This window comes from Pseudomonas sp. SBT1-2, from assembly GCF_028640875.1.
Taxonomy (GTDB): domain Bacteria; phylum Pseudomonadota; class Gammaproteobacteria; order Pseudomonadales; family Pseudomonadaceae; genus Aquipseudomonas; species Aquipseudomonas chlororaphis_I.
This window is the reverse complement of the sequence record NZ_JAQZAA010000109.1, coordinates 9,618-33,165: the sequence shown is the minus strand read 5'-3', so window position 1 is coordinate 33,165 and position 23,548 is coordinate 9,618. Positions and strand designations below refer to the sequence as shown.

At 66.2% G+C, this 23,548-nt stretch carries 21 protein-coding genes; 16 read left to right on the top strand and 5 right to left on the bottom strand.

Annotation, left to right across the window (positions count from 1 at the left end; translation table 11 throughout):
- Positions 1–331 precede the first annotated feature (331 nt).
- Together PVZ78_RS23875 and PVZ78_RS23870 are read left to right on the top strand one after the other, a co-directional pair.
- Positions 332–1,570, top strand: a complete 1,239-nt coding sequence (locus tag PVZ78_RS23875) for an acyl-CoA dehydrogenase family protein (protein WP_273829349.1) — start codon at positions 332–334, stop codon at positions 1,568–1,570.
- A 226-nt stretch (positions 1,571–1,796) separates the two neighbouring features.
- A complete protein-coding gene (locus PVZ78_RS23870; protein WP_009044159.1) occupies positions 1,797–2,576 on the top strand; it encodes a TSUP family transporter in 780 nt (259 codons plus the stop codon).
- 75 nt (positions 2,577–2,651) lie between these two features.
- Here the strand turns inward: PVZ78_RS23870 and nudC are convergent, their stop codons facing one another.
- The 3 genes from nudC to PVZ78_RS23855 form a co-directional block, all read right to left on the bottom strand.
- Positions 2,652–3,482 (bottom strand): NAD(+) diphosphatase, encoded by an 831-nt coding sequence (nudC, locus tag PVZ78_RS23865; protein WP_009049279.1) that lies wholly within the window; start codon positions 3,480–3,482, stop codon positions 2,652–2,654.
- 6 nt (positions 3,483–3,488) lie between these two features.
- On the bottom strand, positions 3,489–4,301 hold the full coding sequence (locus PVZ78_RS23860) for a crotonase/enoyl-CoA hydratase family protein (protein ID WP_009049280.1): 813 nt from the start codon (positions 4,299–4,301) through the stop codon (positions 3,489–3,491).
- A 270-nt stretch (positions 4,302–4,571) separates the two neighbouring features.
- Positions 4,572–5,354, bottom strand: coding sequence for a class I SAM-dependent methyltransferase (locus PVZ78_RS23855; RefSeq protein WP_273829348.1), 783 nt, complete (start codon positions 5,352–5,354; stop codon positions 4,572–4,574).
- A gap of 145 nt (positions 5,355–5,499) precedes the next feature.
- On the opposite strand from PVZ78_RS23855, the gene PVZ78_RS23850 reads away from it, so the two are divergent.
- On the top strand, positions 5,500–5,736 hold the full coding sequence (locus PVZ78_RS23850; protein ID WP_041983473.1) for a hypothetical protein: 237 nt from the start codon (positions 5,500–5,502) through the stop codon (positions 5,734–5,736).
- Between the two features lie 103 nt (positions 5,737–5,839).
- Entirely contained in the window at positions 5,840–6,502 is a 663-nt protein-coding gene (gene pncA / locus PVZ78_RS23845) for a bifunctional nicotinamidase/pyrazinamidase (RefSeq protein WP_016704153.1), read from the top strand.
- Between the two features lie 62 nt (positions 6,503–6,564).
- Here the strand turns inward: pncA and PVZ78_RS23840 are convergent, their stop codons facing one another.
- Positions 6,565–7,866: an ATP-binding protein gene (locus PVZ78_RS23840; protein WP_009049284.1), complete on the bottom strand. Its 1,302-nt coding sequence runs from the start codon at positions 7,864–7,866 to the stop codon at positions 6,565–6,567.
- Positions 7,867–7,870: 4 nt separating this feature from the next.
- The gene (locus PVZ78_RS23835; protein WP_007926528.1) at positions 7,871–8,572 is read right to left on the bottom strand and encodes a response regulator transcription factor; all 702 of its coding nucleotides are present in this window, start codon (positions 8,570–8,572) and stop codon (positions 7,871–7,873) included.
- A gap of 216 nt (positions 8,573–8,788) precedes the next feature.
- Here PVZ78_RS23835 and PVZ78_RS23830 point away from each other — a divergent pair, with 216 nt between their 5' ends.
- The 12 genes from PVZ78_RS23830 to PVZ78_RS23775 all read left to right on the top strand — a co-directional run bounded on the left by PVZ78_RS23830 (position 8,789) and on the right by PVZ78_RS23775 (position 23,510).
- Positions 8,789–9,946, top strand: coding sequence for an efflux RND transporter periplasmic adaptor subunit (locus PVZ78_RS23830; protein ID WP_009049285.1), 1,158 nt, complete (start codon positions 8,789–8,791; stop codon positions 9,944–9,946).
- 12 nt (positions 9,947–9,958) lie between these two features.
- Positions 9,959–13,087 (top strand): efflux RND transporter permease subunit, encoded by a 3,129-nt coding sequence (locus PVZ78_RS23825; protein ID WP_273829347.1) that lies wholly within the window; start codon positions 9,959–9,961, stop codon positions 13,085–13,087.
- A gap of 163 nt (positions 13,088–13,250) precedes the next feature.
- Entirely contained in the window at positions 13,251–13,892 is a 642-nt protein-coding gene (locus PVZ78_RS23820; protein ID WP_009049287.1) for a DUF1345 domain-containing protein, read from the top strand.
- Positions 13,893–13,967: 75 nt separating this feature from the next.
- The gene (locus PVZ78_RS23815; RefSeq protein WP_009049288.1) at positions 13,968–14,807 is read left to right on the top strand and encodes an AraC family transcriptional regulator; all 840 of its coding nucleotides are present in this window, start codon (positions 13,968–13,970) and stop codon (positions 14,805–14,807) included.
- A gap of 52 nt (positions 14,808–14,859) precedes the next feature.
- Positions 14,860–15,474 carry a LysE family translocator gene (locus tag PVZ78_RS23810; RefSeq protein WP_009049289.1) on the top strand — a complete coding sequence of 205 codons (615 nt, stop codon included), beginning with the start codon at positions 14,860–14,862 and terminating at the stop codon, positions 15,472–15,474.
- A 274-nt stretch (positions 15,475–15,748) separates the two neighbouring features.
- Positions 15,749–16,693 (top strand): choline ABC transporter substrate-binding protein, encoded by a 945-nt coding sequence (locus PVZ78_RS23805; protein WP_009049290.1) that lies wholly within the window; start codon positions 15,749–15,751, stop codon positions 16,691–16,693.
- A 128-nt stretch (positions 16,694–16,821) separates the two neighbouring features.
- A complete protein-coding gene (locus tag PVZ78_RS23800) occupies positions 16,822–17,748 on the top strand; it encodes an alpha/beta hydrolase (protein ID WP_273829346.1) in 927 nt (308 codons plus the stop codon).
- Between the two features lie 319 nt (positions 17,749–18,067).
- The gene (locus PVZ78_RS23795) at positions 18,068–19,132 is read left to right on the top strand and encodes a LacI family DNA-binding transcriptional regulator (protein ID WP_273829345.1); all 1,065 of its coding nucleotides are present in this window, start codon (positions 18,068–18,070) and stop codon (positions 19,130–19,132) included.
- A gap of 225 nt (positions 19,133–19,357) precedes the next feature.
- Positions 19,358–20,140: a sugar phosphate isomerase/epimerase family protein gene (locus tag PVZ78_RS23790; protein WP_029526986.1), complete on the top strand. Its 783-nt coding sequence runs from the start codon at positions 19,358–19,360 to the stop codon at positions 20,138–20,140.
- Positions 20,133–21,119, top strand: coding sequence for a sugar kinase (locus tag PVZ78_RS23785; protein WP_038578645.1), 987 nt, complete (start codon positions 20,133–20,135; stop codon positions 21,117–21,119). The genes PVZ78_RS23790 and PVZ78_RS23785 overlap by 8 nt, the downstream gene beginning before the upstream one ends.
- 83 nt (positions 21,120–21,202) lie before the next feature.
- The gene (locus PVZ78_RS23780; RefSeq protein WP_096374469.1) at positions 21,203–22,498 is read left to right on the top strand and encodes an MFS transporter; all 1,296 of its coding nucleotides are present in this window, start codon (positions 21,203–21,205) and stop codon (positions 22,496–22,498) included.
- 19 nt (positions 22,499–22,517) lie between these two features.
- A complete protein-coding gene (locus PVZ78_RS23775; protein WP_273829344.1) occupies positions 22,518–23,510 on the top strand; it encodes a 2-hydroxyacid dehydrogenase in 993 nt (330 codons plus the stop codon).
- Positions 23,511–23,548: the final 38 nt, after the last annotated feature.

Sequence of the window (23,548 nt, the reverse complement as noted above, 5' to 3'; positions counted from 1 at the left end):
CAGCCACAAAACGCCAGAAGACACTCGCCCCTGTAGCCGCTGCCGCAGGCTGCGCAAAGGCCCTAAGGGCCTTCCTGCGTCGGCAAAAGCGGCGTCTGCTGCGCAGCCGATCGCAGCCTGCGGCAGCGGCTACAGGTAGACCGTCGTCTCCTCCATCAACAGGTCGATTTGTTGATGCACTGTTGGCTGGGCAACAGTTGCCGGCGAGCCGCCTAGCGCCCGGCCCGCTGATTACGGCTACCCGCCTCCCGGCACGGACCGTGCAATCCGCTCCGCAGAAGTCACGCTTTTCACTGCCGAGCCAATTTATTGCTGAGAAGGAGCTGTGCCCATGACCGAACACCAGGTAATCAACCCATTGTCCGTAGGCGTCGACTACGAAGCCCTGGCCGGGCGCTTCCGGCCGATCTTCAGCCGGATCGCCGCCGGCGCGGTGGCCCGCGAGCAATCGCGCAGCCTGCCGTACGAAGCGATCCTGTGGCTCAAGGAAGCCGGCTTTGGCGCAGTGCGGGTGCCCGTGGAATACGGTGGCGGCGGCGCCTCCCTGCCGCAATTGTTCCAGCTGCTGATCGAGTTGGCCGAGGCCGATTCCAACGTGCCGCAAGCCTTGCGCGGGCACTTCGCCTTTGCCGAGGACCGGCTCAACGCCGCCCCGGGGCCGGCGCGGGACCTGTGGTTCAAGCGTTTCGTCGACGGCGACATCGTCGGCTGCGCCTGGACCGAGATCGGCAACGTGGCGATCGGCGACGTGATCACCCGGGTCTCGCCGGATGGCGACAAATGGCGGCTCAACGGCGAGAAGTTCTACAGCACCGGGAGCATTTTCTCCGACTGGATCGATGTCTACGCCCGCCGCAGCGACACCGGTGGCGACGTGATCGCCGCCGTGCGCACCCGCCAGCCGGGCATCGTGCAGAGCGACGATTGGGACGGCTTCGGCCAGCGCACCACCGGCAGCGGCACCGCGCATTTTGTCGATGCCGAAGTGGAAGCCGAGAACCTCATCGACTTCGCCACCCGCTTCAAATACCAGACCGCCTTCTACCAGTTGGTGCTGCTGGCGACGCTGGCGGGCATCGGCCGCGCCGCCGTGCGCGATGTGGCCAACGAAGTGCGCAACCGCAAGCGCATCTACAGCCACGGCAATGCGCCACGGGTCAGCGAGGATGCCCAGGTGCAGCAGGTGGTCGGCGAGATCTCGGCCCTGGTGTACGCCGCCGAGGCCAGCGCGGTGCGCGCGGCGCAACCGGCGCAGCAGGCCTACCTGGCGCGTTTTGCCGGTAATGACGAGGCGGAACGGGCGGCCAATGTCGCGGCGGAAATCCAGTCGGCCACGGCCCAGGTGGTGGTCACCGAGCTGATCCAGCGCGCCACCAGCGAACTGTTCAATGCCCTCGGCGCTTCGGACATCCGCCAAGGCAAGGCCCTCGACCGCCACTGGCGCAACGCCCGCACCGTGTCGTCGCACAACCCGGTGATCTACAAGGCGCGCATCGTCGGCGACTGGGCGATCAATGGCAGCGAACCACCGTTCGTGTGGCAGATCGGCAACGGGCCCGAACGCCAATAGCAGCCTCACAGGCTCTCCTGTAGGAGCGGCCGGTCGACGCTCGATTGCCCGCGATGGCGTCAGTGGCCGCGCCGCTATCCTTAAAGAATTGTGGCGTTTATAAGGGCCTCATCGCGGGCAAGCCTCGCTCCTACCGGTATCGGGCGGTCGCGGGCGTGAAAGGTTATGGGTAAGATACCGACCCTTCGCGCAGCTTTTCTGCGCCCCGCCGAAATAAGTCGATCCCATGCCTTTCGAACTCAGCGTAGATTTGACCACCCTCGCCATTCTTGCCCTCGTTGCCTTCATTGCCGGCTTTATCGATGCCATCGCCGGCGGTGGCGGCCTGCTCACCACGCCGGCGCTGCTCACCGCCGGCCTGCCGCCGCACCTGGTGCTGGGCACCAACAAACTGAGTTCGACCTTTGGCTCGGCCACCGCCAGCTTCACCTTCTACCGGCGCAAGCTGTTCCACCCGCGGCAATGGACCCACGCCATAGTCGGCACCCTGGTGGGCGCGCTGACCGGCGCGGTGGTGGCCCATTACCTGCCGGCCGAATGGCTGAACAAGATGCTGCCGGTGATCGTCTTCGCCTGTGGCGTGTACCTGCTGTTCGGCGGCACGCCGAAAGCGCCGCTGGACAGCGAGGCGCCGATCAAGAAAAAGTGGCAATCGACCCAGGGCTTCAGCCTCGGTTTCTACGACGGCGTGGCCGGCCCCGGCACGGGCGCCTTCTGGACCGTCAGCAGCCTGCTGCTCTACCCCATCGACCTGGTCAAGGCCAGCGGCGTGGCGCGCAGCATGAACTTCGTCAGCAACGCCGCGGCGCTGTCGATCTTCATTTTCTCGGGCCAGGTGGATTGGGCCATCGGCCTGAGCATGGGCCTGTCGTTGATGGTCGGCGCCTTCTTCGGCGCCCGCACCGCCATCAGCGGCGGCGCGAAATTCATTCGCCCGGTGTTCATCACCGTGGTCCTGGGCCTGACCGTGCGCCTGGCGTGGCAGCACTGGTTCAGCGCCGTCTGACCTCCTGAAACGACAGCGGGCGAACCCAATGGATTCGCCCGCCCCGTTTTCTTCCAGCTTCCTTCCAGCCGGCGCTCAACCCGGCAATACAGGCTCCGCCAACCCCAGGCGCCGGGCCACATACAGATCGATCAGGTAGCGGGCAATCGAGCGCGACGCCGGCAGCGGCGGCAACGCATGCACGTTGAACCACTGCGCATCCTCGATCTCGTCTTCCTGCGGCACGATCTCGCCGCCGGCGTACTCGGCATGAAACCCCAGCATCATCGAATGCGGGAACGGCCAGCACTGGCTGCCGATGTACTGGATATTCTTGACCTCGATCTGCACCTCCTCGCGCACCTCGCGCACCAGGCAGTCCTCGGCCGACTCGCCCGGCTCGGCGAACCCGGCCAGGGTGCTGTAGACCCCGGGGACAAAGCGCGGCGAACGGGCCAGCAGCACCTCGTCGCCACGGGTGATCAGCACGATCATGCTCGGCGAGATCCGTGGGTAGCTGCGCAGGTCGCAGGGCTCGCAGTACATCGCCCGCTCGCGCATCACCTGGGTCATGGGCTGGCCGCAGTTGCCGCAGAAGCGGTGCTCGCGGGCCCAGGTGCCGATCTGCGCGGCATAGCCCAGGACTTTGTACAGGGTGTGGTCGCCGTCGAGCATGAACGCCCGCAGGCCTTTCCAGTTGCATCCCGGCACCTCGGAAACGCTCTTGAGTTCCAGCAGGTAGACCGGCTCGCCATCCAGGTGGCCGATGCCGTGCTCGGCGAGGATCGGCAGGTCCTGGCGCTTGAGCCATTCGCGGGGGAACAGCGCGCCGTTGTCGTCGAACAGAAAGCCCTGCGGGCCGCGGGCCACGGCCCAGCCGCCGGGAAGGTCGATATCCAGTACTGCGGTGGTCCAGCGTGAAGTCATGTTCAATCAATCCAGAAATTCAGGTTTCTGTTTGCTCATATGGGCGGCCATGGCCACGCGCAGGTCGGTGGATTGCAGCATGGCGGCGTTCCAGGTAGCGATGTATTCCAGGCCGTCGTCGATGCGGTGGTCGCGCATGTAGCTGATCATTTCCTTGGTACCGCTGACGGCGATCGGCGACTTGCTGGCGATTTCCCAGGCGATGCCCATCACGCCGTCGAGCAGGCTTTCGCTGTCGGCGTAGGTGCGATTGACCAGGCCGATGCTGCGCGCTTCCTCGGCGCCGAAGGTGCGTCCAGTGTAAGCCAGTTCGCGCAGCATGCCGTCACCGATGATACGCGGCAAACGTTGCAAAGTGCCGACATCGGCGGCCATGCCGATATCGATTTCCTTGATCGAGAATTGCGCGTCCGCGGCGGCGTAGCGCATGTCGCAAGCGGCGATCAGGTCGATGGCGCCGCCCAGGCAGTAACCCTGGATCGCCGCCAGCACCGGCTTGCGGCAGTTGTCGACGGCATTGAAGGACGCCTGCAGCTGCAGGATCTTGCGCCGCAGCAGGCGCGCGTTGCGCCCGACGTCCTTGCCCAGTTCGTTGGCCACCCCGGCCAGCATCATCAGGTCGATGCCGGAGGAAAAGTGCTTGCCGGCGCCGCTCAACACCACCACGCGGACCGCGTCGGTGTCGTCGATCCAGCGGAAGATCTCGACGATCTCGCTCCAGAACGCGGCGTTCATCGAGTTGATCTTTTCCGGACGATTGATCTGCACATGGGCGATGTTGTCAGCAAGTTCGACGCGAAAGGCTTGATATTCGGACATGGGCAGCATTCCTTACCGGGCAAAAAAATGAGGCCCGAACTATAGCAAGGGCCCGTGCCGCGCAGTAAGGCAGCGCATCGGCCAAAACCGGGACTGGCAACACTGCGGCCCCCTGTAGGAGCGAGCTTGCTCGCGATAGAGCGCGTAGCGCTCAATTCCTGACCCGCGCGTACTCACAGGTTAAACGGGTGATCTTCAAGGCGAGCGCTTTGCGCTCATCGCGAGCAAGCTCGCTCCTACAGGAAGGTTGCGGGCAATGGGATTGCGCGATCACGGGATTTTGTGGGCCCAGAACGCCGCGGTTTCGTAAGGCACGCTGACCACGCACTTGTCTCGCAGCTCCGGCTCCTCGGCGATCAGTGCGGCGATCTGCCGGTCGACCTGCGCCCGCTCCGCATCCGGCAAGGCGGCGATGAAACTGGTGGAGCGCACCCGGTCGAAAATCACATTCTCCGGCGCGCCGCTGTGGCTGTTGCTGAAATGCTGCTCCTGCAAGGGCGTGAACAGCGGATGGGGAAAGGCCTGGCGCCAGGCTCCGGTGTAATAGCGCGGCGTGTCGCCTTGCAGGGCGTTGACGATCCGGTCCAGGCGTTGCACCCACGGCACCCGCGCATCGCGCAGGTTCCACACCAGGCCCAGGCGGCCGCCCGGCTTGAGCACCCGGGCGATTTCGTTCAACGCCTCATGGCTGGCGAACCAGTGGAAGGCCTGGGCGCAGACCACCGCGTCCACCGACTCGTCGGCCAGCGGAATAGAAGTGGCGGAGCCGCTCAGGGCTTCGGCCCGGGGATGGCTGGCGGCGAGTTTGGTGAGCATTTGCGCCACTGGCTCCACGGCAATCACCCGCGCCCCGGTGGCTAATAGACGCCCGGTGAACTTGCCGGTGCCGGCGCCGAGATCGACCACCACCTGGCCGGCCTGCAAGCCCAGGCGGGCGCGCAGCCACTGGTCCAGCGCCGGCGGGTAATCCGGGCGGCCACGCACATAGGTGTCGGCCGCGCCCTTGTAGCCGTCGGCGGCAGCGTGATGGATCGAAGGTTGCGGGTCTTTCATCGGTCGCCTCCAGGTCATTGGCCAATGCTGCCCAGCATAGCCCCGCCCAGGCGACTGACGGCATGAAAAATCTGTCAGTTTGGGCGGCGCGGCCAGGACGATGGACCTTTAATGGGGGGACCGCTATCCGAATGGAGACTGCGCGATGAACCTCCCTCCCCTCGTCTTCGGCGCCCCGCTGCTGCTCGCCGGCAGCCTGCTGGCGAGCGTGCTGGCGGCCGCCCCCAATTGCCCGGACGGCCAGGTCTGGGACAGCAGGAACCAGCGCTGCGTCAGCCAGCGCACCACCCGATTGCCGGACGCCGAGCGCGGCGACTACACCAATCGACTGGCCCAACAGGGCCGCGACGAAGCGGCCATTGTGGCTGGCAACCGGACCTGACGTCAGGCAGCGCCCACGCCCTGACCGGCGGAGCGGTGCCATGGACCGGGCGCGCTATGCTCTCGGAGAATGGACTGATCGTTCAACCCCAGGGAGCTTGCACATGCCTACGACCAAAACCTCCAGCAGCCGTCGCTCACGCAAGGCGCTGCTGGTCATCGATGTACAGAACGACTTCATCCCCGGCGGCGCGCTGGCGGTGCCGGGGGGCGACCAGATCGTGCCCTTGATCAATCGCCTGGGCGGCCACTTCAAGCAGGTGGTGATCGCCCAGGACTGGCACCCGGCCGGGCATATCTCGTTCGCCTCCAGCCACGAAGGCCACGCGCCGAACGACATCATCCAGCTGCCCTATGGCCCGCAGGTGCTCTGGCCGGACCATTGCGTGCAGGCCAGCCGTGGCGCCGAACTGCACCCGAAACTCAACCTGCCCCATGCCCAGCTGATCCTGCGCAAGGGTTGCAATCCGGATATCGACAGTTACTCGGCCTTCGTCGAGGCGGACCGCAGCACCACGACCGGCCTGGCCGGCTACCTGAGCCAGCGCGGCATCGACACGGTGTATCTGGTGGGGCTGGCCCTGGACTACTGCGTGGCCTGGTCGGCGCTGGATGCGCGGGCGGCGGGCTTCAATACCTTCGTGATCGTCGATGCCTGCCGGGCCATCGACATGGACGGTTCGCTGGACAAGGCCACCCGGCAGATGCGCGCGGCAGGCGTGAACCTGATCAAGGCCAGCGAGCTACAGCCGACCGCGCTGTGCTGATGCAGCCTCTTCCATAACGCCGACTGCCGGGCCTTCCCGTCGCTGGGGATGCCCGGCATGGCTCAGGCCGGTGTCGGCAGCCACAGGCGAAAACGCGCGCCGCCCAGCGGCGAGGCCTCGACGGTCAGGGTCCCGCCCTGGGCTTCCAGGGCCCGGCGGCTGATCGCCAGGCCGAGGCCGAAGCCGCCGGTGGCGCGATCGCGGCTGCGGTCCAGGCGGTAGAACGGTTCGAACACCCGCTCACGCTCATCGTCGGGAATGCCGATGCCATCGTCGTCGACCCAGATTTCACAGCCGCTGTCGCTGACCTGCACCCCGACCTTGATGCGCTTTTCGCAATAACGCATGGCGTTGCGCAGCAGGTTCTGGATCGCCCGGGCGGTCAGCCGCGGATCGAGGGTGAAACGCTCCAGGCTGCCGAGCAGCAACACATCGATGACGATGTCCGGGGATTCCAGCTCGTCGTCGACGCTGCCGAGGATGCTGTCGATGAACTCGTCCAGCGACACCTCGACCTGCTCCGGCAACTGCGCCGGGATCTGCAACCGGCTGTAGGACAGCAGCTCGAGCACCAGTTCGTCGAGCTCGCGAATGTGCGCCACCAGCCCTTGCAGGCGTTCGCGGCTGGTCGCCGGCAGGTCGTCGGAGAGCGCCAGGGCCAGGCCGAAGTCGAGCCGGGTCAAGGGCGTGCGCAGCTCGTGGGACACCGCGTTGAGCAGGTCGCGTTGCTGGTTCAGCAGGTTTTCGATGTCGCCGGCCATGGTGTCGAAGACATTGGCCAGGCTGCCGATGTTGGAGCTCGAGGGGATCTGCGTGCGCTCGCTCAAGTGGCCCTTGCCGAAGCGCTCGGCGGCGTGTTTCAGGCGTTCCAGGTCGCGCCAGTGCGGCCGTAGCCAGAGCAACAGGCAGGCAAGCATGGTCGCGCCGATCAGCACGTTGATGCTCCAGTACAGCAGGCTGACGTCGATCGGGTCCGGCGGCACCACCATCTGCACCGCCATCTGCTCGTCCAGCGGCGCCACCGCGAGGGTGCGCCAGCCCCAGTCGCCGACCCGCACCACGTTCTCGCCGCGTTGCAGGCGTTCGCGCTCGTACAGGGTGAAATCGGCATCGTCGTTGCGGGTCAGGACGATGTGCAGCGGCTGGAACTCCTGGTCCATTTCCGCGGCCAGGGCCGGCCACTGCTCTGAGGGTACGCCGCGAAACTGTTTGACGATCAGGCTTTGCAGGCCCCGGGAATAGTCCAGGTTGTAGGTGATGAAACGCTCGTGGAAGACCTTCACCACCAGCTCCGGGACCAGGTAGATCGCCGCGCTGAACGAGACGATGGTCACCAGGTACAGGCGAATCAGGATTCTCAGCATCGACTCAGCATTCCCATTCGGAACGGCTGAACAGGTAGCCCTTGCCCCATACGGTCTTGATCTTGCGCGCCTCGCCGGCGTGGTCGTCGAACTTGCGCCGCAGCTTGGAAATCGCCACGTCCACCGAGCGGTCGGTGCCGTTGAACTCGATGCCCCGCAGGCGTTGCAGGATCTGGTCGCGGCTCAGCACCTCGCCGGCATGCCGGGCCAGCACCACCAGCAGGTTGTACTCGCCGCTGGACAGTTCCACCAATTGATCGCGCCAGCTCACGGTGCGCTCCGACAGGTCGATGCACAGGTTACCCATGAGGATCCGGTCGCTGGCGGTCTGCGGCTCGCCGAGGCTGCTGCGGCGCAACAGGGTACGCACCCGCGCCAGCAGCACGCGCGGCTCGCACGGTTTTGTCACATAATCGTCGGCGCCCATTTCCAGACCCAGCACCTGATCGTGGCTATCATCACGGGCGGTCAGCATCAGGATCGGCAGCGACGCCGAGTCGGCCCGCAGCAGGCGGCAGACCTGCAGGCCGTCCAGCCCCGGCAGCATCAGGTCGAGAATCACCAGGTCCGGCGGATTGACCCGCGCCCGTTCACGCACCTGGTCGCCGCGGCTGATGACATTGACCTGATAGCCGTTGCGCTCCAGGTAACTGGCGATCAGTTCAGAGAGCGCGGGGTCGTCTTCGACCAGAAGAATGTTGGGCATGGGAATGAGCGTCTTTGAGTGAAGAAAAACACAGCGACAACGTTCCTTGGAGTGTTCCCTGGAAAGCCGTCGCCCGATCAGCGAGGCACAAAGGATATACAACCTCGTGCGCGCCCGAGCATTCGCTTCACACTTTTTCACACAGCACCTACACAGCTTCACAGCGGTTCTTGCGGCATGCCCTTAGCATGCCGCAGTCATCATTGGGGTATCAGCATGTCGAAAAACCTGTTTGCGCCGTTCTGCCTGTTGTTGCTGGCAGCCGCGCTGAGCGCTTGTGACAAGGCCTCCACCGCCGAGGAACAGGCGCCGTTGGCCAAGGTCCGGATCGAAACCATCGAAACTCGCCCGCTGTCGATCAGCAGCGAACTGAGCGGGCGCATCGCCGCGCCGCGCATCGCCGAGGTCCGTGCGCGGGTGGCCGGCGTGGTGCTGCAACGGACCTTCCGCGAAGGCACCGACGTCAAGCAGGGCGACGTACTGTTTCGCATTGACCCGGCACCGTTCAAGGCCGACCTCGACAGCGCCCTGGCCAGCCTGCGCAAGGCCGAGGCCAATGCCTTCCAGGCGCGGCTGCAGGAGCAGCGCTACGCCCAGTTGATCGAAGACAAGGCCATCAGCGCCCAGGAATACGACAACGCCCGGGCCAACGCGCGCCAGACCGCCGCCGAGGTGGCCGCCAACCAGGCCGCCGTGCAGCGCGCCCGGCTGAACCTGGGCTACGCCACCGTCACCGCGCCGATCTCCGGGCGGGTCGGCCGCGCCCTGGTCACCGAGGGCGCGCTGGTGGGCCAGAACGAAACCACGCCGCTGGCGCTGATCCAGCAACTGGACCCGATCCACGCCGACCTCACCCAGTCGACCCGCGAGCTCAACGACCTGCGCCGGGCCTTCCGCGCCGGCCAGTTGCAGCAGGTCGGCCAGGACCAGGCCAAGGCCACGCTGATCCAGGACGACGGCAGCCTCTACCCGCTGCCGGGCAAGCTGCTGTTCGCCGACATCAGCGTCGACCCGAGCACCGGCCAGATCATCCTGCGCAGCGAGTTCCCCAACCCGGACCTCGACCTGCTGCCCGGCAGCTTCATTCGCGTGCGCCTGGAGCAGGCGGTGAACCGCCAGGGCATCAGCGTGCCGCAGCGCGCCATCCAGCGCGACAGCGCCGGCATCGCCCAGGTGCTGCTGGTGGATGCCGAGCAGCGGGTGGTGCAGCGCCCGGTGCAACTGGGCGCCGCGCAAAAGGACCGCTGGATCGTCAGCGACGGCCTCCAGGCCGGCGACCGTATCGTCGTCGAGGGCCTGCAGCACGCCCGTCCGGGCGAAAAGGTGCAGATCGACGACAGCCCTCTTCCCCTTGCCCAGACCACTGGACAGTAGGTAGGAACCCTCATGCCGCAATTCTTTATCGACCGTCCGGTGTTCGCCTGGGTGGTCGCCCTGTTTATCCTGCTGGCCGGCGCCCTCTCCATCCCGCAGTTGCCGGTGGCGCAGTACCCCGACGTCGCCCCGCCGAGCATCGAGATCTACGCCGTGTACCCGGGCGCCTCGGCGCAGACCGTGGACGAAAGCGTGGTCAGCCTGATCGAGGAAGAGCTCAACGGCGCCGATCACCTGCTGTACTTCTCGTCCCAGAGCAGCCTGGGCAGCGCCACCATCACCGCCACCTTCCAGCCGGGCACCAACCCGGAAATGGCCCAGGTCGACGTGCAGAACCGCCTCAAGGTGGTGGAGTCGCGCCTGCCGCAAGCGGTGACCCAGCAAGGCTTGCAGGTGGAGAAGGTCTCGGCCGGCTTCCTGCTGCTGATCACCCTCACCTCCAACGACGGCAAGCTCGACGACACCGCGCTCAGCGACTACCTGGCGCGTAACGTGATGAACGAGATCCGCCGCCTGGACGGGGTCGGCAAGGCCCAGCTGTACGGCGCCGAGCGCGCCATGCGGGTGTGGATCGACCCGCAGAAGCTGATCGGCTTCAACCTGACCCCGGCCGACGTCAACGCGGCGATCGTCGCGCAGAACGCCCAGGTCTCGGCCGGCAGCATCGGCGACCTGCCGGGCAGTTCGAGCCAGGAAATCACCGCCACGGTGCTGGTCAAGGGCCAGCTGTCGACCCCGGAAGAGTTCGCCGACATCGTCCTGCGGGCCAATCCGGACGGCTCCACCGTGCGCGTCGGCGATGTCGCCCGGGTGGAAGTCGGCAGCCAGGAATACCAGTTCTCCACCCGCCTCAACGGCAAGCCTTCCACTGCGGTCGGCGTGCAGCTGTCGCCGGGGGCCAATGCCCTGAACACCGCGACCCTGATCCGGGCGAAGATGGACGAGCTGTCGCGCTACTTCCCGGCCGGCGTGGAATACAAGATCCCCTACGACACCTCGCCCTTCGTCAAGGTCTCGATCACCAAGGTGATCTACACCCTGGGCGAAGCCATGTTGCTGGTGTTCGCGGTGATGTTCCTGTTCCTGCAGAACATCCGCTACACGCTGATCCCGACCCTGGTGGTGCCGGTGGCGCTGATGGGCACCTTCGCCACCATGCTGGCGCTGGGTTTCTCGATCAACGTACTGACCATGTTCGGCATGGTCCTGGCCATCGGCATCCTGGTGGACGACGCCATTGTGGTCGTAGAGAACGTCGAGCGGATCATGGTCAGCGAGGGCCTGTCGCCCCGGGAGGCGACGCGCAAGGCGATGCAGCAGATCACCGGCGCCATCATCGGCATCACCCTGGTGCTGGTGGCGGTGTTCCTGCCGATGGCCTTCATGCCAGGTTCGGTGGGCGTCATCTACCAGCAGTTCTCGCTGTCGATGGCCACCTCGATCCTGTTCTCGGCCTTCCTCGCCCTGACCCTGACCCCGGCCCTGTGCGCCACCCTGCTCAAGCCGATCGCCAAGGGCGAGCACCATGAAAAAGGCGGCTTCTTCGGCTGGTTCAACCGGCGCTTCGAACACCTCAGCGACGGCTACCAGCGCTGGGTCGCCTATGCGCTGAAACGCTGCGGCCGCTACCTGCTGGTGTATGGGGTGCTGCTGGTGGGCCTGGGGCTGCTGTTCAGCCGCCTGCCCTCTTCGTTCCTGCCGGTGGAAGACCAGGGCTACACCATCACCGACATCCAGCTGCCACCGGGCGCGAGCAAGAACCGTACGATCCAGGTGGTGGAGCAGATCGAGGCGCACAACGCCAGCGAACCGGGGGTCGGCGACAGTACGGTGATTCTCGGCTTCAGCTTCTCCGGCAGCGGGCAGAACGCCGCATTGACCTTCACCACCCTCAAGGACTGGTCACAGCGTGGTAGCGACGATTCGGCGCAATCCATCGCCGACCGGGCCAACGCCGCCTTCAGTGAAATCAAGGACGCGGTTTCCTACGCCGTGCTGCCACCGCCGGTGGACGGCCTGGGCACCTCCAGCGGCTTCGAGTTCCGCCTGCAGGACCGCGGCGGCATCGGCCATGCCGCGTTGATGCAGGCCCGTACCGAGCTGCTGGCGGCGGCGGAAAAGAGCCCGATCCTGGTCAACGTGCGCGAAAGCGCCCTGGCCGAGGCGCCGCAGGTGCACCTGGAAGTCGACCGCAAGCAGGCCAATGCCCTGGGCGTGTCCTTTGCCGACATCGGCAATGTGCTGTCCACCGCGGTCGGTTCCAGCTACATCAATGACTTCCCCAACCAGGGGCGGATGCAGCGGGTGGTGGTCCAGGCCGAGGGCGATCGACGCAGCCAGGTGGAAGACCTGCTGAAGATCCATGTGCGCAACAACCTCGGCAAGATGGTGCCGCTGTCGGCCTTTGCCCAGGCGCGCTGGACCCAGGGCCCGACCCAGCTGACCCGCTACAACGGCTACCCGGCCATCAGCATTTCCGGCGAGCCGAGCGCGGGCCACAGCACCGGCGAGGCCATGGCGGAAATCGAGCGCCTGGTCAGCCAGCTGCCGGCCGGCCTGGGCCAGGAATGGACCGGCCTGTCGCTGCAGGAACGCCTGTCCGGCAGCCAGGCGCCGCTGCTCCTGGGGCTGTCGCTGCTGATCGTGTTCCTGTGCCTGGCGGCGCTGTACGAGAGCTGGTCGATTCCCACCTCGGTGCTGCTGGTGGTGCCCCTGGGCGTACTCGGCGCGGTACTGGCGGTGACCCTGCGCGGCATGCCCAACGACGTGTTCTTCAAGGTCGGGCTGATCACCATCATCGGCCTGTCGGCGAAAAACGCGATCCTGATCATCGAGTTCGCCAAGAGCCTGTACGACGAAGGCCACGACCTGGTGGACGCCACGGTGCAGGCCGCGCGCCTGCGCCTGCGGCCGATCGTCATGACCTCGCTGGCGTTCATCCTCGGCGTGGTGCCCCTGGCCATCGCCAGCGGCGCCAGCTCGGCCAGCCAGCAGGCCATCGGTACCGGGGTGATCGGCGGCATGGTCACCGCGACCCTGGCGGTGGTGTTCGTGCCGGTGTTCTTCGTGGTGGTGATGAAGCTGGTCAGGCGCCGCAGTGAAAAACAAGCGGGCGTCACGGCGCCAGGAGCAGCCGAATAGTCATGCGGCGGGTCTTCAACGCACCGCGTTATTGTTGAGGACTTATCGCGAGCAAGCTTCGCTCCTACAGAAGAAGACCTATGTGACCGCAGGGTGCCGCCGGCCCTGCGGCTACAGGGCCGGCATGCTAAGGTTTGCGGCAAATCCGCCACAGCGAGCCGTCATGTCCCTTCTTGTACGTACCCACCCTCGCCTGACTATCGGCGCCTTTATCGGCCTGGCCGCGGGCATCCTGGTGCCGGCCGACACCTTGATCAGCAAGATTCTCATCGGCTGGAACGCCGGGGTCTGGAGCTACCTGGCGCTGATGTGCTGGCTCACCGCACGGTCCAGGGCCGACGACGTGAAACGCATCGCCGAGGTCGAGGACGAAAACGCCGGGCTGGTGCTGTTCATGGTGTGCATCGCGGCCATCGCCAGCCTCGCCGCCATCACCTTCTCCCTGGCCGGCAGCAAGGACCTGGAAACCGGCCGACGCCTGCTGCATTACGCCTTTACCGGCCTCACGGTGCTGGGTTCCTGGTTGCTGATCGGGGTGATCTTCAGCGTGCACTACGCCCGCCTCTACTACACCTGGGGCGGCAAGGAACCGGCCCTGCGTTTCGCCGAAGGCCTGACCACCCCCAATTACTGGGACTTCCTGTATTTCTCCTTCACCATCGGCGTGGCGGTGCAGACCTCCGACGTCGGCGTCGCCACCCGCGAATTGCGCAAGATCGTCCTGGCCCAGTCGCTGATCGGTTTTCTGTTCAACACCGCGATTCTCGGGTTTTCCATCAACATCGCCGCCGGGCTGTTCGGCTGATGCCGCACAAATGTTCTAGATCTGCCCCGGCCGGCGGGCGCTAACTGGCGGTCCAACCCTCGTCACGGATATTCCATGAACGCGCACAACTGGATCGATCTGGCCCAGGACGCCGACACCGGCATCGAGACCCTGCGCGCCCATTTCACCGGCCATGCCTACGACCCCCACTGGCATGACAGCTACCTGGTGGGCGTGACCGAAGAAGGCGTGCAGCAATTCCACTGTCGGCGCGAGCGTTTTCACAGCACCCCGGGCAAGGTGTTTTTGCTCGAACCCGGGGAAATCCACGACGGCGACGCGCCCACCGAAGGCGGCTTCACCTACCGCATGCTGTACCTCGACCCGCAGTGGCTGGAGCGTGAGCTGAGCGCGTTGTTCGAAGAGGCGCCGGCCGACAGCCAGCTGAGTTTCGCCAGCACCCTGGCCAGCGACCAGCGCCTGGCCCAGGCCACCAGCACGGCCTTCCACAGCCTGCACCACGGCGAGCTGCGCATCGTTCGCCAGAGTGCCATGGACCAACTGCTCGACCAGCTCACCGGCCACCTGCACTGGCGCAAGCGCTACCACCAGGACCCGCGCCTGCCGCTGGTGGCGCACAAGGCCCGCGACTACCTGCATGCCCATGCCCAGCAGGACATCAGCCTGGACGAATTGGGCGCGGTCTGTGGCGTCGACCGCTTCCGCCTGACCCGCGCCTTCAAGGCCGCCTATGGCCTGCCGCCCCACGCCTACCTGGTGCAATTGCGCCTGGCCAAGGCCCGGCGCCTGCTGGCCCGCGGCGCACAACCGGCCGAGGTGGCCATGGCCCTGGGGTTCGCCGACCAGAGCCATATGGGCCGCTGGTTCGTCCGCGCCTACGGCCTGACCCCGGCGGCCTACCGCAAGCGCTGCTCAAACCTTCCAGACGCCTGAACCCGCGCCGGCGAAGATCGCCTTCATCGATCTTCACTGGAGCCTGCCTGCGATGTTGTCTTCCCTATCCACCCTGCTGCCCTTCCTGCTGTTCGCCTTCGTCGCCTCGATCACCCCGGGGCCGACCAATATCCTGGTGCTGAGCAACAGCGCCCGCTACGGCTTCAAGGCCGCGCTGCCGATCGTGCTCGGCGCCTGCGTGGCCGCCGCCGGCATCGTCATGCTGGTGGGCAGCGGCCTCGGCCGCACGCTGATGGAAGTGCCCGGGCTGCCGAGTGCCATGCGCTGGGCCGGGGTGATCTGGCTGAGCTACCTGGCCTGGCAGATCTTCCGCGCCCCGGCCCCGTCCCTCGACCCACAGGCCGATACCCCACACCGACGCCTGGGCCTGCTCGGCGCCGCCAGCCTGCAACTGGTCAACCCGAAAACCTGGATGATGGCCCTGGTCGTGGCCAGCGTGTTCGCCGGCAACGGCAGCGAACACCAGGGCCGGATGCTGTACCTGTCGCTGGTGTTTTTCCTGGTGTCCCTGCCCTGCCTCGGCACCTGGGCGCTGCTCGGTGCCGGCTCCGCCCAGCTGCTGCGCTCGCCGCGGGCCATGCAGCGTTTCAACCAGGGCATGGCGCTGTTGCTGCTGGCCTCGGCCTGGGCCAGCCTGTGGGCCTGAACTGAGTCGCCCCAGTGCAAGAGCCGGTCGCCTCAGGGCGCTTTCATAACGGTCTGCGTTACCTAAAGTGGTGCTGGGGTCTTTACGAAAAGTCGGCGAGCGATGGCCAGGCAAGGCAAAAACAGGCGAGGAAGCGGAGTTTAGGGGCCTAAATGAGCATTCCGAGCCTGTTTTTAACGCAGCATGGCCGAGCGCAGCCACTTTTCGTACAGACCCCCACGGCGCAACAAGACGCCGCCTTTGACAATAACGACCTGCCGGACGAGACCCTGTGATGAAAACCCTGTTCAAGCCTTGTCTCCCGCTTCTCTGCGGCGCCCTGCTGCTCGGCGCCAATGCCTGGGCCAGCGAGCCCGCTTCCTGCAAGACCGTGCGCATGGGCGTGGTCAACTGGACCGACGTCATCGCCACCAGCGGCATGGCCGACGTGCTGCTGACCGGCCTGGGCTACGACAGCAAACAGACCAGCGCGGTGCAGCAGATCATCTTCGCCGGCATCCGCGACAAGCGCCTGGACATCTTCCTCGGCTACTGGAAACCGGCGATGGACAAGAACATCGCGCCGTTCCTCGAGGCCGGGCAAGTCAAGGTCCTGGATAAGCCGAGCCTGGCCGACGCCCAGGCCACCCTCGCCGTGCCGGACTATGTCGCCGCCGCGGGCCTGAAGACCTTTGCCGACATCGCCCGCTTCAAGGAGCAACTGGGCGGCAAGATCTATGGCATCGAGCCCGGCAGCGGCGCCAACACCACCCTCAAGACGATGATCGACAGCGACCGCTTCGGCCTCAAGGGCTTCAAGCTGGTGGAGTCCGGCGAGGCCGGTATGCTCGCGGCAGTGCAACGGGCGATCAACCGCAAGGAGTTCGTGGTCTTCGTCGGCTGGACCCCGCACCCGATGAACATCAATATGCGGATCGAATACCTGACCGGCAGCGAAGACGTCTACGGCCCCAACGAAGGCGCGGCCAGCGTGTCCACCGTCACCGCGCCGGACTTCGCCGAGCGCTGCCCCAACGTCCAGCGCCTGCTGGAAAACCTGACCTTCAGCGCGGCCCAGGAAAGCCAGTTGATGGTGCCGATCATGGAACGCAAGACGCCCCAGGACGTGGCGCGGCAATGGCTGCGCGAGCACCCCGAGGACCTGCAACGCTGGCTGGCCGGGGTCAGCAGCTTCGACGGCAAGGATGGCGTGGCGGCCGTGCAGGCCAGCTTGAAATAGTGACGTCCTGCCGGCCTTATCGCGAGCAAGCTCGCTCCTACAGATATTTGCGCCATTCCCTGTAGGAGCAGCCGGTCGGTGCTCGACTTCGCGATGCCCCTCTTCCAGACAACGGACATCCCCCGCTCATGCGCCACTACCCCCTCTCCCCCCAACTCGCCGCCTTCGTCGCCAGGACGCAGAGTTTCACCAGCCCCGACAGCAGCTTCAAGGGCTGGCGCGACAGCTACAACCGCATGTGCCGCGCATTCACCCCACCTCGCCCCAGCGGCTTGCAAGTCAGCGACCTACAACTGGCCGGGGTGCCGGCGCGCGCCTATTGCCCCGCCAGCCCGATGCCCGCGCAGGGCTGGCCCTGCCTGCTGTACCTGCACGGCGGCGGCTGGGTGGTGGGCGACCTGGATTCCCACGATTTCATCACCGCCTACCTGGCGGCGCAGTTGCAGGTGCTGGTGATTGCCGTGGATTACCGCCTGGCGCCCGAGCATCCGTTTCCCGCCGCCTTCGACGATTGCCTGGCGGCCTGGCGCGCCTTGCAGGCCGGCGCCAGCCCCTTTGCCCTGGACGCCCGGCGACAGCTGGTGATCGGCGACAGCGCCGGCGGCAACCTCGCCGCGGCCTTGTGCCTGGCCCTGCGCGATGCCGGCGAACCCTTGCCCGCCGCCCAGGTGCTGCTGTACCCCGGCCTCGGTGGCGCCGCCGACCTGCCCTCGCGCAGCCAGTGCGCCGACGCGCCCCTGCTCGGCAGCAACGACCTGGACGCCTACCAGGCCCTGTATTTGCCCGGCCCTCCCCAGCGTTCGCCCTATGCCCGGCCCTTGCTGGCCACGGATTTCAGTGGCCTGCCCGCCGCCTTTATCGCCCTGGCGCAGTTCGACCCGCTGCGCGACGACGGCGCGCTGTATCACCAACGGTTGCTCGCCGCCGGCGGCCACAGCCAGCTGTACCCGGGCCTCGGCCTGGTGCATGGCTGCCTGCGGGCCCGGGGCCTGGCGCCGGAGGTGGATGCGCTGTATGGCGTCCTGCTCGACTACCTGCGGGGCTGCCTCGAATAGCTTTTTTTCAACGACACCGCGTAGTCCTTATCGCGGGCAAGTCGGATCGCCGCCCGCTCGCTCCTACAGACTTGTGAGTTCTCTGTAGGAGCGAGGCTTGCCCGCGATCACCTGCAACGCAGGTGCCAGACGCCTCCCTCTGCCAAAGAAGACCACCCGCGCTCGGCCGCATGACATTTTTTTCATCCCGCTGGCGCTGATCGCGCTTGACGGCGAAAGCGCTTTGCTGTTTCCTGAAACCGGTTTCAGCGATGCGGCAGAACGTCGCACCTGGAACGGATACGCCCATAACAAGAACGCCAAAGACAGGTCGCCGCCCGTGAACAGTTTTTCCGCCGCCCAGCGCAGCCGCGTCACCATGCTCGATGTCGCTGAACGCGCCGGGGTCTCCAAGGCCAGCGTGTCGCGCTTTATCGGCGAAGACCGCGCCCTGCTCTCCGATGCCATCGCCCTGCGCATCGAACAGGCGATAGCCGAACTGGGCTACCGCCCGAACCAGATGGCCCGCGGCCTGAAACGCGGGCGCACGCGCCTGATCGGCATGCTGGTGGCCGATATCCGCAACCCCTATTCGATTGCCGTGATGCATGGCGTGGAAACCGCCTGCCGCCAGCACGGCTACAGCCTGGTGGTGTGCAACACCGACCGCGACGACGAACAGGAACGCCAGCACCTGGCCAACCTGCGCTCGTACAACATCGAAGGGCTGATCGTGAACACCCTCGGCCATCATCTGGACGAACTGCGCGAACTGCATCGGGAAATGCCCATGGTCCTGGTGGACCGCAAGGTCGAGCAGCTGCACAGCGACCTGGTCGGCCTGGACAACCCGCAAGCCGTGCGCAGCGCCATCGAACACCTGCAAGAGCGCGGCTACCGCGACCTGCTGCTGGTCAGCGAACCCCATGACGGCACCAGCTCGCGGATCGAGCGCAGCAACAGCTTCAAGGCGCAGATCGAGCAGCGCCCGGCCTTGCAAGGCGCGGCGGTGGAAACCGGCGCCGCGCTGAACCAGCAGCTGCAACAGTTTCTCGCCGCCCCCGGCCCCGGGCCGAAAGCCCTGTTCTGCGCCAACGGCGTCGCCGCCCTGGCCGCGACCCGGGCCTTGCGCGAGCTGGGCTGCGCGCTGTTCGACGAGATCGGCCTGATCGCCCTCGACGACCTCGACTGGTATCCGCTGGTGGGCACCGGCATCACCGCCCTCGCCCAGCCCACCGAGCGCATCGGTGCCAGCGCCTTCGAGTGCCTGTTCAAGCGCTTGCGCGGCGATGTCGAGCCGCTGCGGGTGCTGGACTTCCCGGCCGAGCTGATCGTCCGTGGCTCCACCCGACAACGAGGGTCTCTGCAACCACTGATCGACTCGGGAATCGCGGTGCCGGTGTAGCCGCTGCCGAGCCTGCGAGGCTGCGATCGGCAACGCAGTTGCCGCAAAACCTGCGTCCGCGATCTGCCTGGAAAAGGCTTCGGCCGGGTTACGACGGCTACGCCGCCGATCGCAGCCTGCGGCAGCGGCTACAGGGAACGGCGCAGGCATGAAGATAGGGAAATGAGCTTCTTTTGTGGGGCTTTTTTTTGAGAACAAATGAAACCGGTTTCAGAGGCCATGACCATGAATAAATCGCCTGTCTCCATCAGCCTTTCCAGCTACGGCGCCGACCGCGTCCGTGAGCAGGGCCAGGGCAGTTTCATCGAGGTGCTGGCCGCCGCCGGCGCGTCGCGCATCGAATGGCGCGAAGAGCTGTTGACCGTCGAAGACCCGTCCCAACTGGCCCAGGCCACCCGCGAGCAGCAACTGGAAAGCGTGTTTTCTTCGCCGCTGGAACTCTGGGTGGCCGGGCGTTCCCGGGCCAACCCGCTGCTGGAACAGGCGCTGCAACGGGCCGAGGCCTTCGGCGCGAAAAGCCTCAAGGTGTCCCTGGGGTACTTCACCGAACACAACGACCTGCCCCAGCTGGCCCTGCTGCTGGCGCAGTCCCCGGTGCAGCTGCTGGTGGAAAACGACCAGACCCTGCACGGCGGGCGCATCGAACCCTTCCAGCGCTTCTTCGCCGAGGTCGAGCGCCACCGCCTGCCAGTGCAGATGACCTTCGACATCGGCAACTGGCAGTGGCAGGACCAGTCCGCCTCCGCCGCCGCGCGCCTGCTCGGCCGCTATGTCGGCTACGTGCACTGCAAGGCCGTGGCCCGGCGCGCCGACGGCAAGCTGGTGGCAATACCGCCGGGCATGGCCGACCTGCATCTGTGGGAACAATTGCTGCGGCACATGACTCAAGGTGTGACCCGGGCCGTGGAATACCCGCTGCAAGGCGAAGACCTGGTGCAGCTGACCCGCGAACACGTCGCCACCCTCGCCCGCCTTGGCCAGTCCCGCCTGGAGCACGCCCATGTCTGAGCTCGATATCCTGTCGTTCGGTGAAACCATGGCGATGTTCGTCGCCGAACAGAGCGGCGACCTGGCCCAGGTCGGCCACTTCCACAAACGCATCGCCGGCGCCGACAGCAACGTCGCCATCGGCCTGTCGCGCCTGGGTTTCAAGGTCGGCTGGCTGAGCCGGGTCGGCGCCGATTCCCTGGGGCGTTTCGTCATCGACAGCCTGCAGGCCGAAGGCGTGGACTGCCGCTTCGTCGCCACCGACCGGCAACACCCCACCGGTTTCCAGCTCAAGTCCCTGGAAGAGCACGGCGACGATCCGCGGGTGGAATACTTCCGCCGCGGTTCGGCGGCCAGCCACCTGAGCGTTGCCGACATCGCCCCCGAACTGCTGCGCGCCCGTCACCTGCACGCCACCGGCATTCCCCCGGCGCTGTCGGCCTCGGCCCGCGACCTGTCCCACAGCCTGATGAGCAGAATGCGCGCGGCCGGCCGCAGTGTGTCCTTCGACCCGAACCTGCGGCCCAGCCTGTGGGGCAGCGAAAAACTGATGATCCACGAAATCAACCGCCTGGCCGTGCTCGCCCATTGGGTGCTGCCGGGCCTGAGCGAAGGCCGCCTGCTGACCGGCTATGAAGACCCGGCCGACATCGCCGCGTTTTACCTGGACCAGGGCGTCGAGGCCGTGGCGATCAAGCTCGGTGCCCATGGCGCCTATTACCGCACCCCGTTGCACGAAGGTTTCGTCGAGGCCGTGCCGGTGACCCAGGTGGTCGACACCGTGGGCGCCGGCGACGGTTTCGCCGTCGGCCTGATCAGCGCCCTGCTGGAGAACCACAGCCTCGCCGAGGCGGTGCAGCGCGCCAACTGGATCGGCAGCCGCGCGGTGCAGAGCCGGGGCGACATGGAAGGCCTGCCGAGCCGCGACGAACTGCCCCTGGTTGCCGCACAAGCGCTCGCCAGCCGGCCCGCGGCAACGGAAACCGTACAAGCCCTATAGCGACAAAACCGTGAAGACACCTCAACCCGACTGAACCTTGCGTTACCTGTTGCGACAAAAACAACAAGCTCAGGAGCACCCTTATGCAAACGCTGAAACTCGCCACCCGCCGCTGGTGGTACATCATGCCCATCGTGTTCATCACCTACAGCCTGGCGTACCTGGACCGCGCCAACTATGGGTTCGCCGCCGCCTCCGGGATGGCCGCCGACCTGATGATCACCCCGGGGCTGTCGTCCCTGCTGGGCGCCTTGTTCTTCCTCGGTTACTTTTTCTTCCAGGTACCGGGGGCGATCTACGCGCAAAAACACAGCGTGAAGAAGCTGATCTTCGTCAGCCTGATCCTCTGGGGCGGCCTGGCCACCCTCACCGGCGTGGTGTCCAACGCCTACATGCTGATCGCCATCCGCTTCATGCTCGGGGTGGTCGAGGCCGCGGTGATGCCGGCGATGCTGGTCTACCTGTGCCACTGGTTCACCCGGGCCGAACGCTCGCGGGCCAACACCTTCCTGATCCTCGGCAACCCGGTGACCATGCTCTGGATGTCGGTGGTCTCGGGCTACCTGGTGGAGCATTTCAGCTGGCGCTGGATGTTCATCATCGAAGGCCTGCCGGCGGTGCTCTGGGCCTTTATCTGGTGGCGCCTGGCCGATGACCGCCCGAGCGCGGCGAAATGGCTCAGCGACCAGGAAAAACACGACCTGGAAAGCGCCCTGGCCGCCGAGCAGGTGGGCATCAAGGCGGTGAAGAACTACGCCGAGGCCTTCCGCTCGCCCAAGGTGATCATCCTCGCCCTGCAGTTCTTCTGCTGGAGCATCGGCGTCTACGGCTTCGTCCTGTGGCTGCCGTCGATCCTCAAGCACGGCGCGCAGATGGACATGGTCGAGGCCGGCTGGCTGTCGGCGCTGCCTTACCTGGCCGCGGTGATCGCCATGCTCGGGGTGTCCTGGGGCTCGGACCGGATCCAGAAGCGCAAGCGTTTCGTCTGGCCGCCGCTGCTGATCGCCTCCTTCGCCTTCTACGGCTCCTACCTGCTGGGTGCCGAGCACTTCTGGTGGTCCTACACCCTGCTGGTGATCGCCGGTGCCTGCATGTACGCGCCTTACGGGCCGTTCTTCGCCATCGTCCCGGAGATCCTCCCGGCCAACGTCGCCGGCGGCGCCATGGCGCTGATCAACAGCATGGGCGCCCTGGGCTCGTTCGGTGGCTCCTACCTGGTGGGCTACCTGAACAGCGCCACCGGCTCGCCGGGCGCCTCCTACCTGCTGATGAGCGGCGCGCTGCTGCTGTCGGTGGTGTTGACCATCTTCCTCAACCCGGGCGCCAGCGACCGCCAGCGCACCGCGCTGCCGGCACGTCGCCGCCTGGCGCATTCCTGAATCGAACAAGGTGAACCCCATGAAAAAACAGGTCGTGCTGTACAAGAAACTCTCGCCGCCGCTGATGGCCCGCCTGCATGAGCAGGCCCAGGTGACCCTGATCGAAGACCTCGGCGCCCAGGGCCTGGCCAAGCTGCGCAGCGCCCTGCCCTCGGCCCAGGGCCTGCTCGGCGCCAGCCTGCGCCTGGATGCCGAACTGCTGGACCTGGCGCCGTACCTGGAAGCCGTGGCCAGCGTGTCGGTGGGCGTCGACAACTACGACATCGACTACCTGACCCAACGCCACATCCTGCTCAGCAACACCCCGGACGTGCTCACCGAAACCACCGCCGACACCGGTTTTGCCCTGATCCTGGCCAGCGCCCGGCGCGTGGTGGAACTGGCCAACCTGGTGCGCGCCGGCCAGTGGAACCGCAATATCGGCCCGCTGCATTTCGGCAGCGACGTGCACGGCAAGACCCTGGGCATCATCGGCATGGGGCGGATCGGCGAAGCCCTGGCCCAGCGCGGCCATTTCGGCTTCGGCATGCCGGTGCTCTACCACAGCAACAGCCCGAAGCCGGCGGTGGAGCAACGTTTCGGCGCCCGCTACTGCAGCCTGCCGGAGCTGCTGCAACAGGCCGACTTCATCTGCCTGACCCTGCCGCTGACGGACCAGACCCTGGGCCTGATCGGCCGCGAAGAGTTCGCCCTGATGCGCCCGGAAAGCATCTTCATCAATATTTCCCGGGGCAAGGTGGTGGACGAACAAGCGCTGATCAAGGCCTTGCAGCAGCGGCAGATTCGCGCGGCCGGGCTGGATGTGTTCGAGCGTGAGCCCCTGGGCCACGACTCGCCGCTGTTGCAGCTGAACAATGTGGTGGCCACCCCGCATATCGGCTCGGCGACCTTCGAGACTCGCGAGGCCATGGCTCGCTGCGCCGTCGACAACCTGCTGGCGGCCCTGGCCGGCCAGCGCCCGGCCAACCTGGTGAACCCCCAGGCCTGGGAACGGCGCAAGGCTGTGGTCTGAGCCCTGCATTCGCCGGGCCTGCCCCCCCTGTAGGAGCG

Coding starts and splice junctions, on each gene's coding strand:
- PVZ78_RS23875 (WP_273829349.1), top strand. CDS start 332: ATGACCGAACACCAGGTAATCAACCCATTGTCCGTAGGCGTCGACTAC.
- PVZ78_RS23870 (WP_009044159.1), top strand. CDS start 1,797: ATGCCTTTCGAACTCAGCGTAGATTTGACCACCCTCGCCATTCTTGCC.
- nudC (WP_009049279.1), bottom strand. CDS start 3,482: ATGACTTCACGCTGGACCACCGCAGTACTGGATATCGACCTTCCCGGC.
- PVZ78_RS23860 (WP_009049280.1), bottom strand. CDS start 4,301: ATGTCCGAATATCAAGCCTTTCGCGTCGAACTTGCTGACAACATCGCC.
- PVZ78_RS23855 (WP_273829348.1), bottom strand. CDS start 5,354: ATGAAAGACCCGCAACCTTCGATCCATCACGCTGCCGCCGACGGCTAC.
- PVZ78_RS23850 (WP_041983473.1), top strand. CDS start 5,500: ATGAACCTCCCTCCCCTCGTCTTCGGCGCCCCGCTGCTGCTCGCCGGC.
- pncA (WP_016704153.1), top strand. CDS start 5,840: ATGCCTACGACCAAAACCTCCAGCAGCCGTCGCTCACGCAAGGCGCTG.
- PVZ78_RS23840 (WP_009049284.1), bottom strand. CDS start 7,866: ATGCTGAGAATCCTGATTCGCCTGTACCTGGTGACCATCGTCTCGTTC.
- PVZ78_RS23835 (WP_007926528.1), bottom strand. CDS start 8,572: ATGCCCAACATTCTTCTGGTCGAAGACGACCCCGCGCTCTCTGAACTG.
- PVZ78_RS23830 (WP_009049285.1), top strand. CDS start 8,789: ATGTCGAAAAACCTGTTTGCGCCGTTCTGCCTGTTGTTGCTGGCAGCC.
- PVZ78_RS23825 (WP_273829347.1), top strand. CDS start 9,959: ATGCCGCAATTCTTTATCGACCGTCCGGTGTTCGCCTGGGTGGTCGCC.
- PVZ78_RS23820 (WP_009049287.1), top strand. CDS start 13,251: ATGTCCCTTCTTGTACGTACCCACCCTCGCCTGACTATCGGCGCCTTT.
- PVZ78_RS23815 (WP_009049288.1), top strand. CDS start 13,968: ATGAACGCGCACAACTGGATCGATCTGGCCCAGGACGCCGACACCGGC.
- PVZ78_RS23810 (WP_009049289.1), top strand. CDS start 14,860: ATGTTGTCTTCCCTATCCACCCTGCTGCCCTTCCTGCTGTTCGCCTTC.
- PVZ78_RS23805 (WP_009049290.1), top strand. CDS start 15,749: ATGAAAACCCTGTTCAAGCCTTGTCTCCCGCTTCTCTGCGGCGCCCTG.
- PVZ78_RS23800 (WP_273829346.1), top strand. CDS start 16,822: ATGCGCCACTACCCCCTCTCCCCCCAACTCGCCGCCTTCGTCGCCAGG.
- PVZ78_RS23790 (WP_029526986.1), top strand. CDS start 19,358: ATGAATAAATCGCCTGTCTCCATCAGCCTTTCCAGCTACGGCGCCGAC.
- PVZ78_RS23785 (WP_038578645.1), top strand. CDS start 20,133: ATGTCTGAGCTCGATATCCTGTCGTTCGGTGAAACCATGGCGATGTTC.
- PVZ78_RS23780 (WP_096374469.1), top strand. CDS start 21,203: ATGCAAACGCTGAAACTCGCCACCCGCCGCTGGTGGTACATCATGCCC.
- PVZ78_RS23775 (WP_273829344.1), top strand. CDS start 22,518: ATGAAAAAACAGGTCGTGCTGTACAAGAAACTCTCGCCGCCGCTGATG.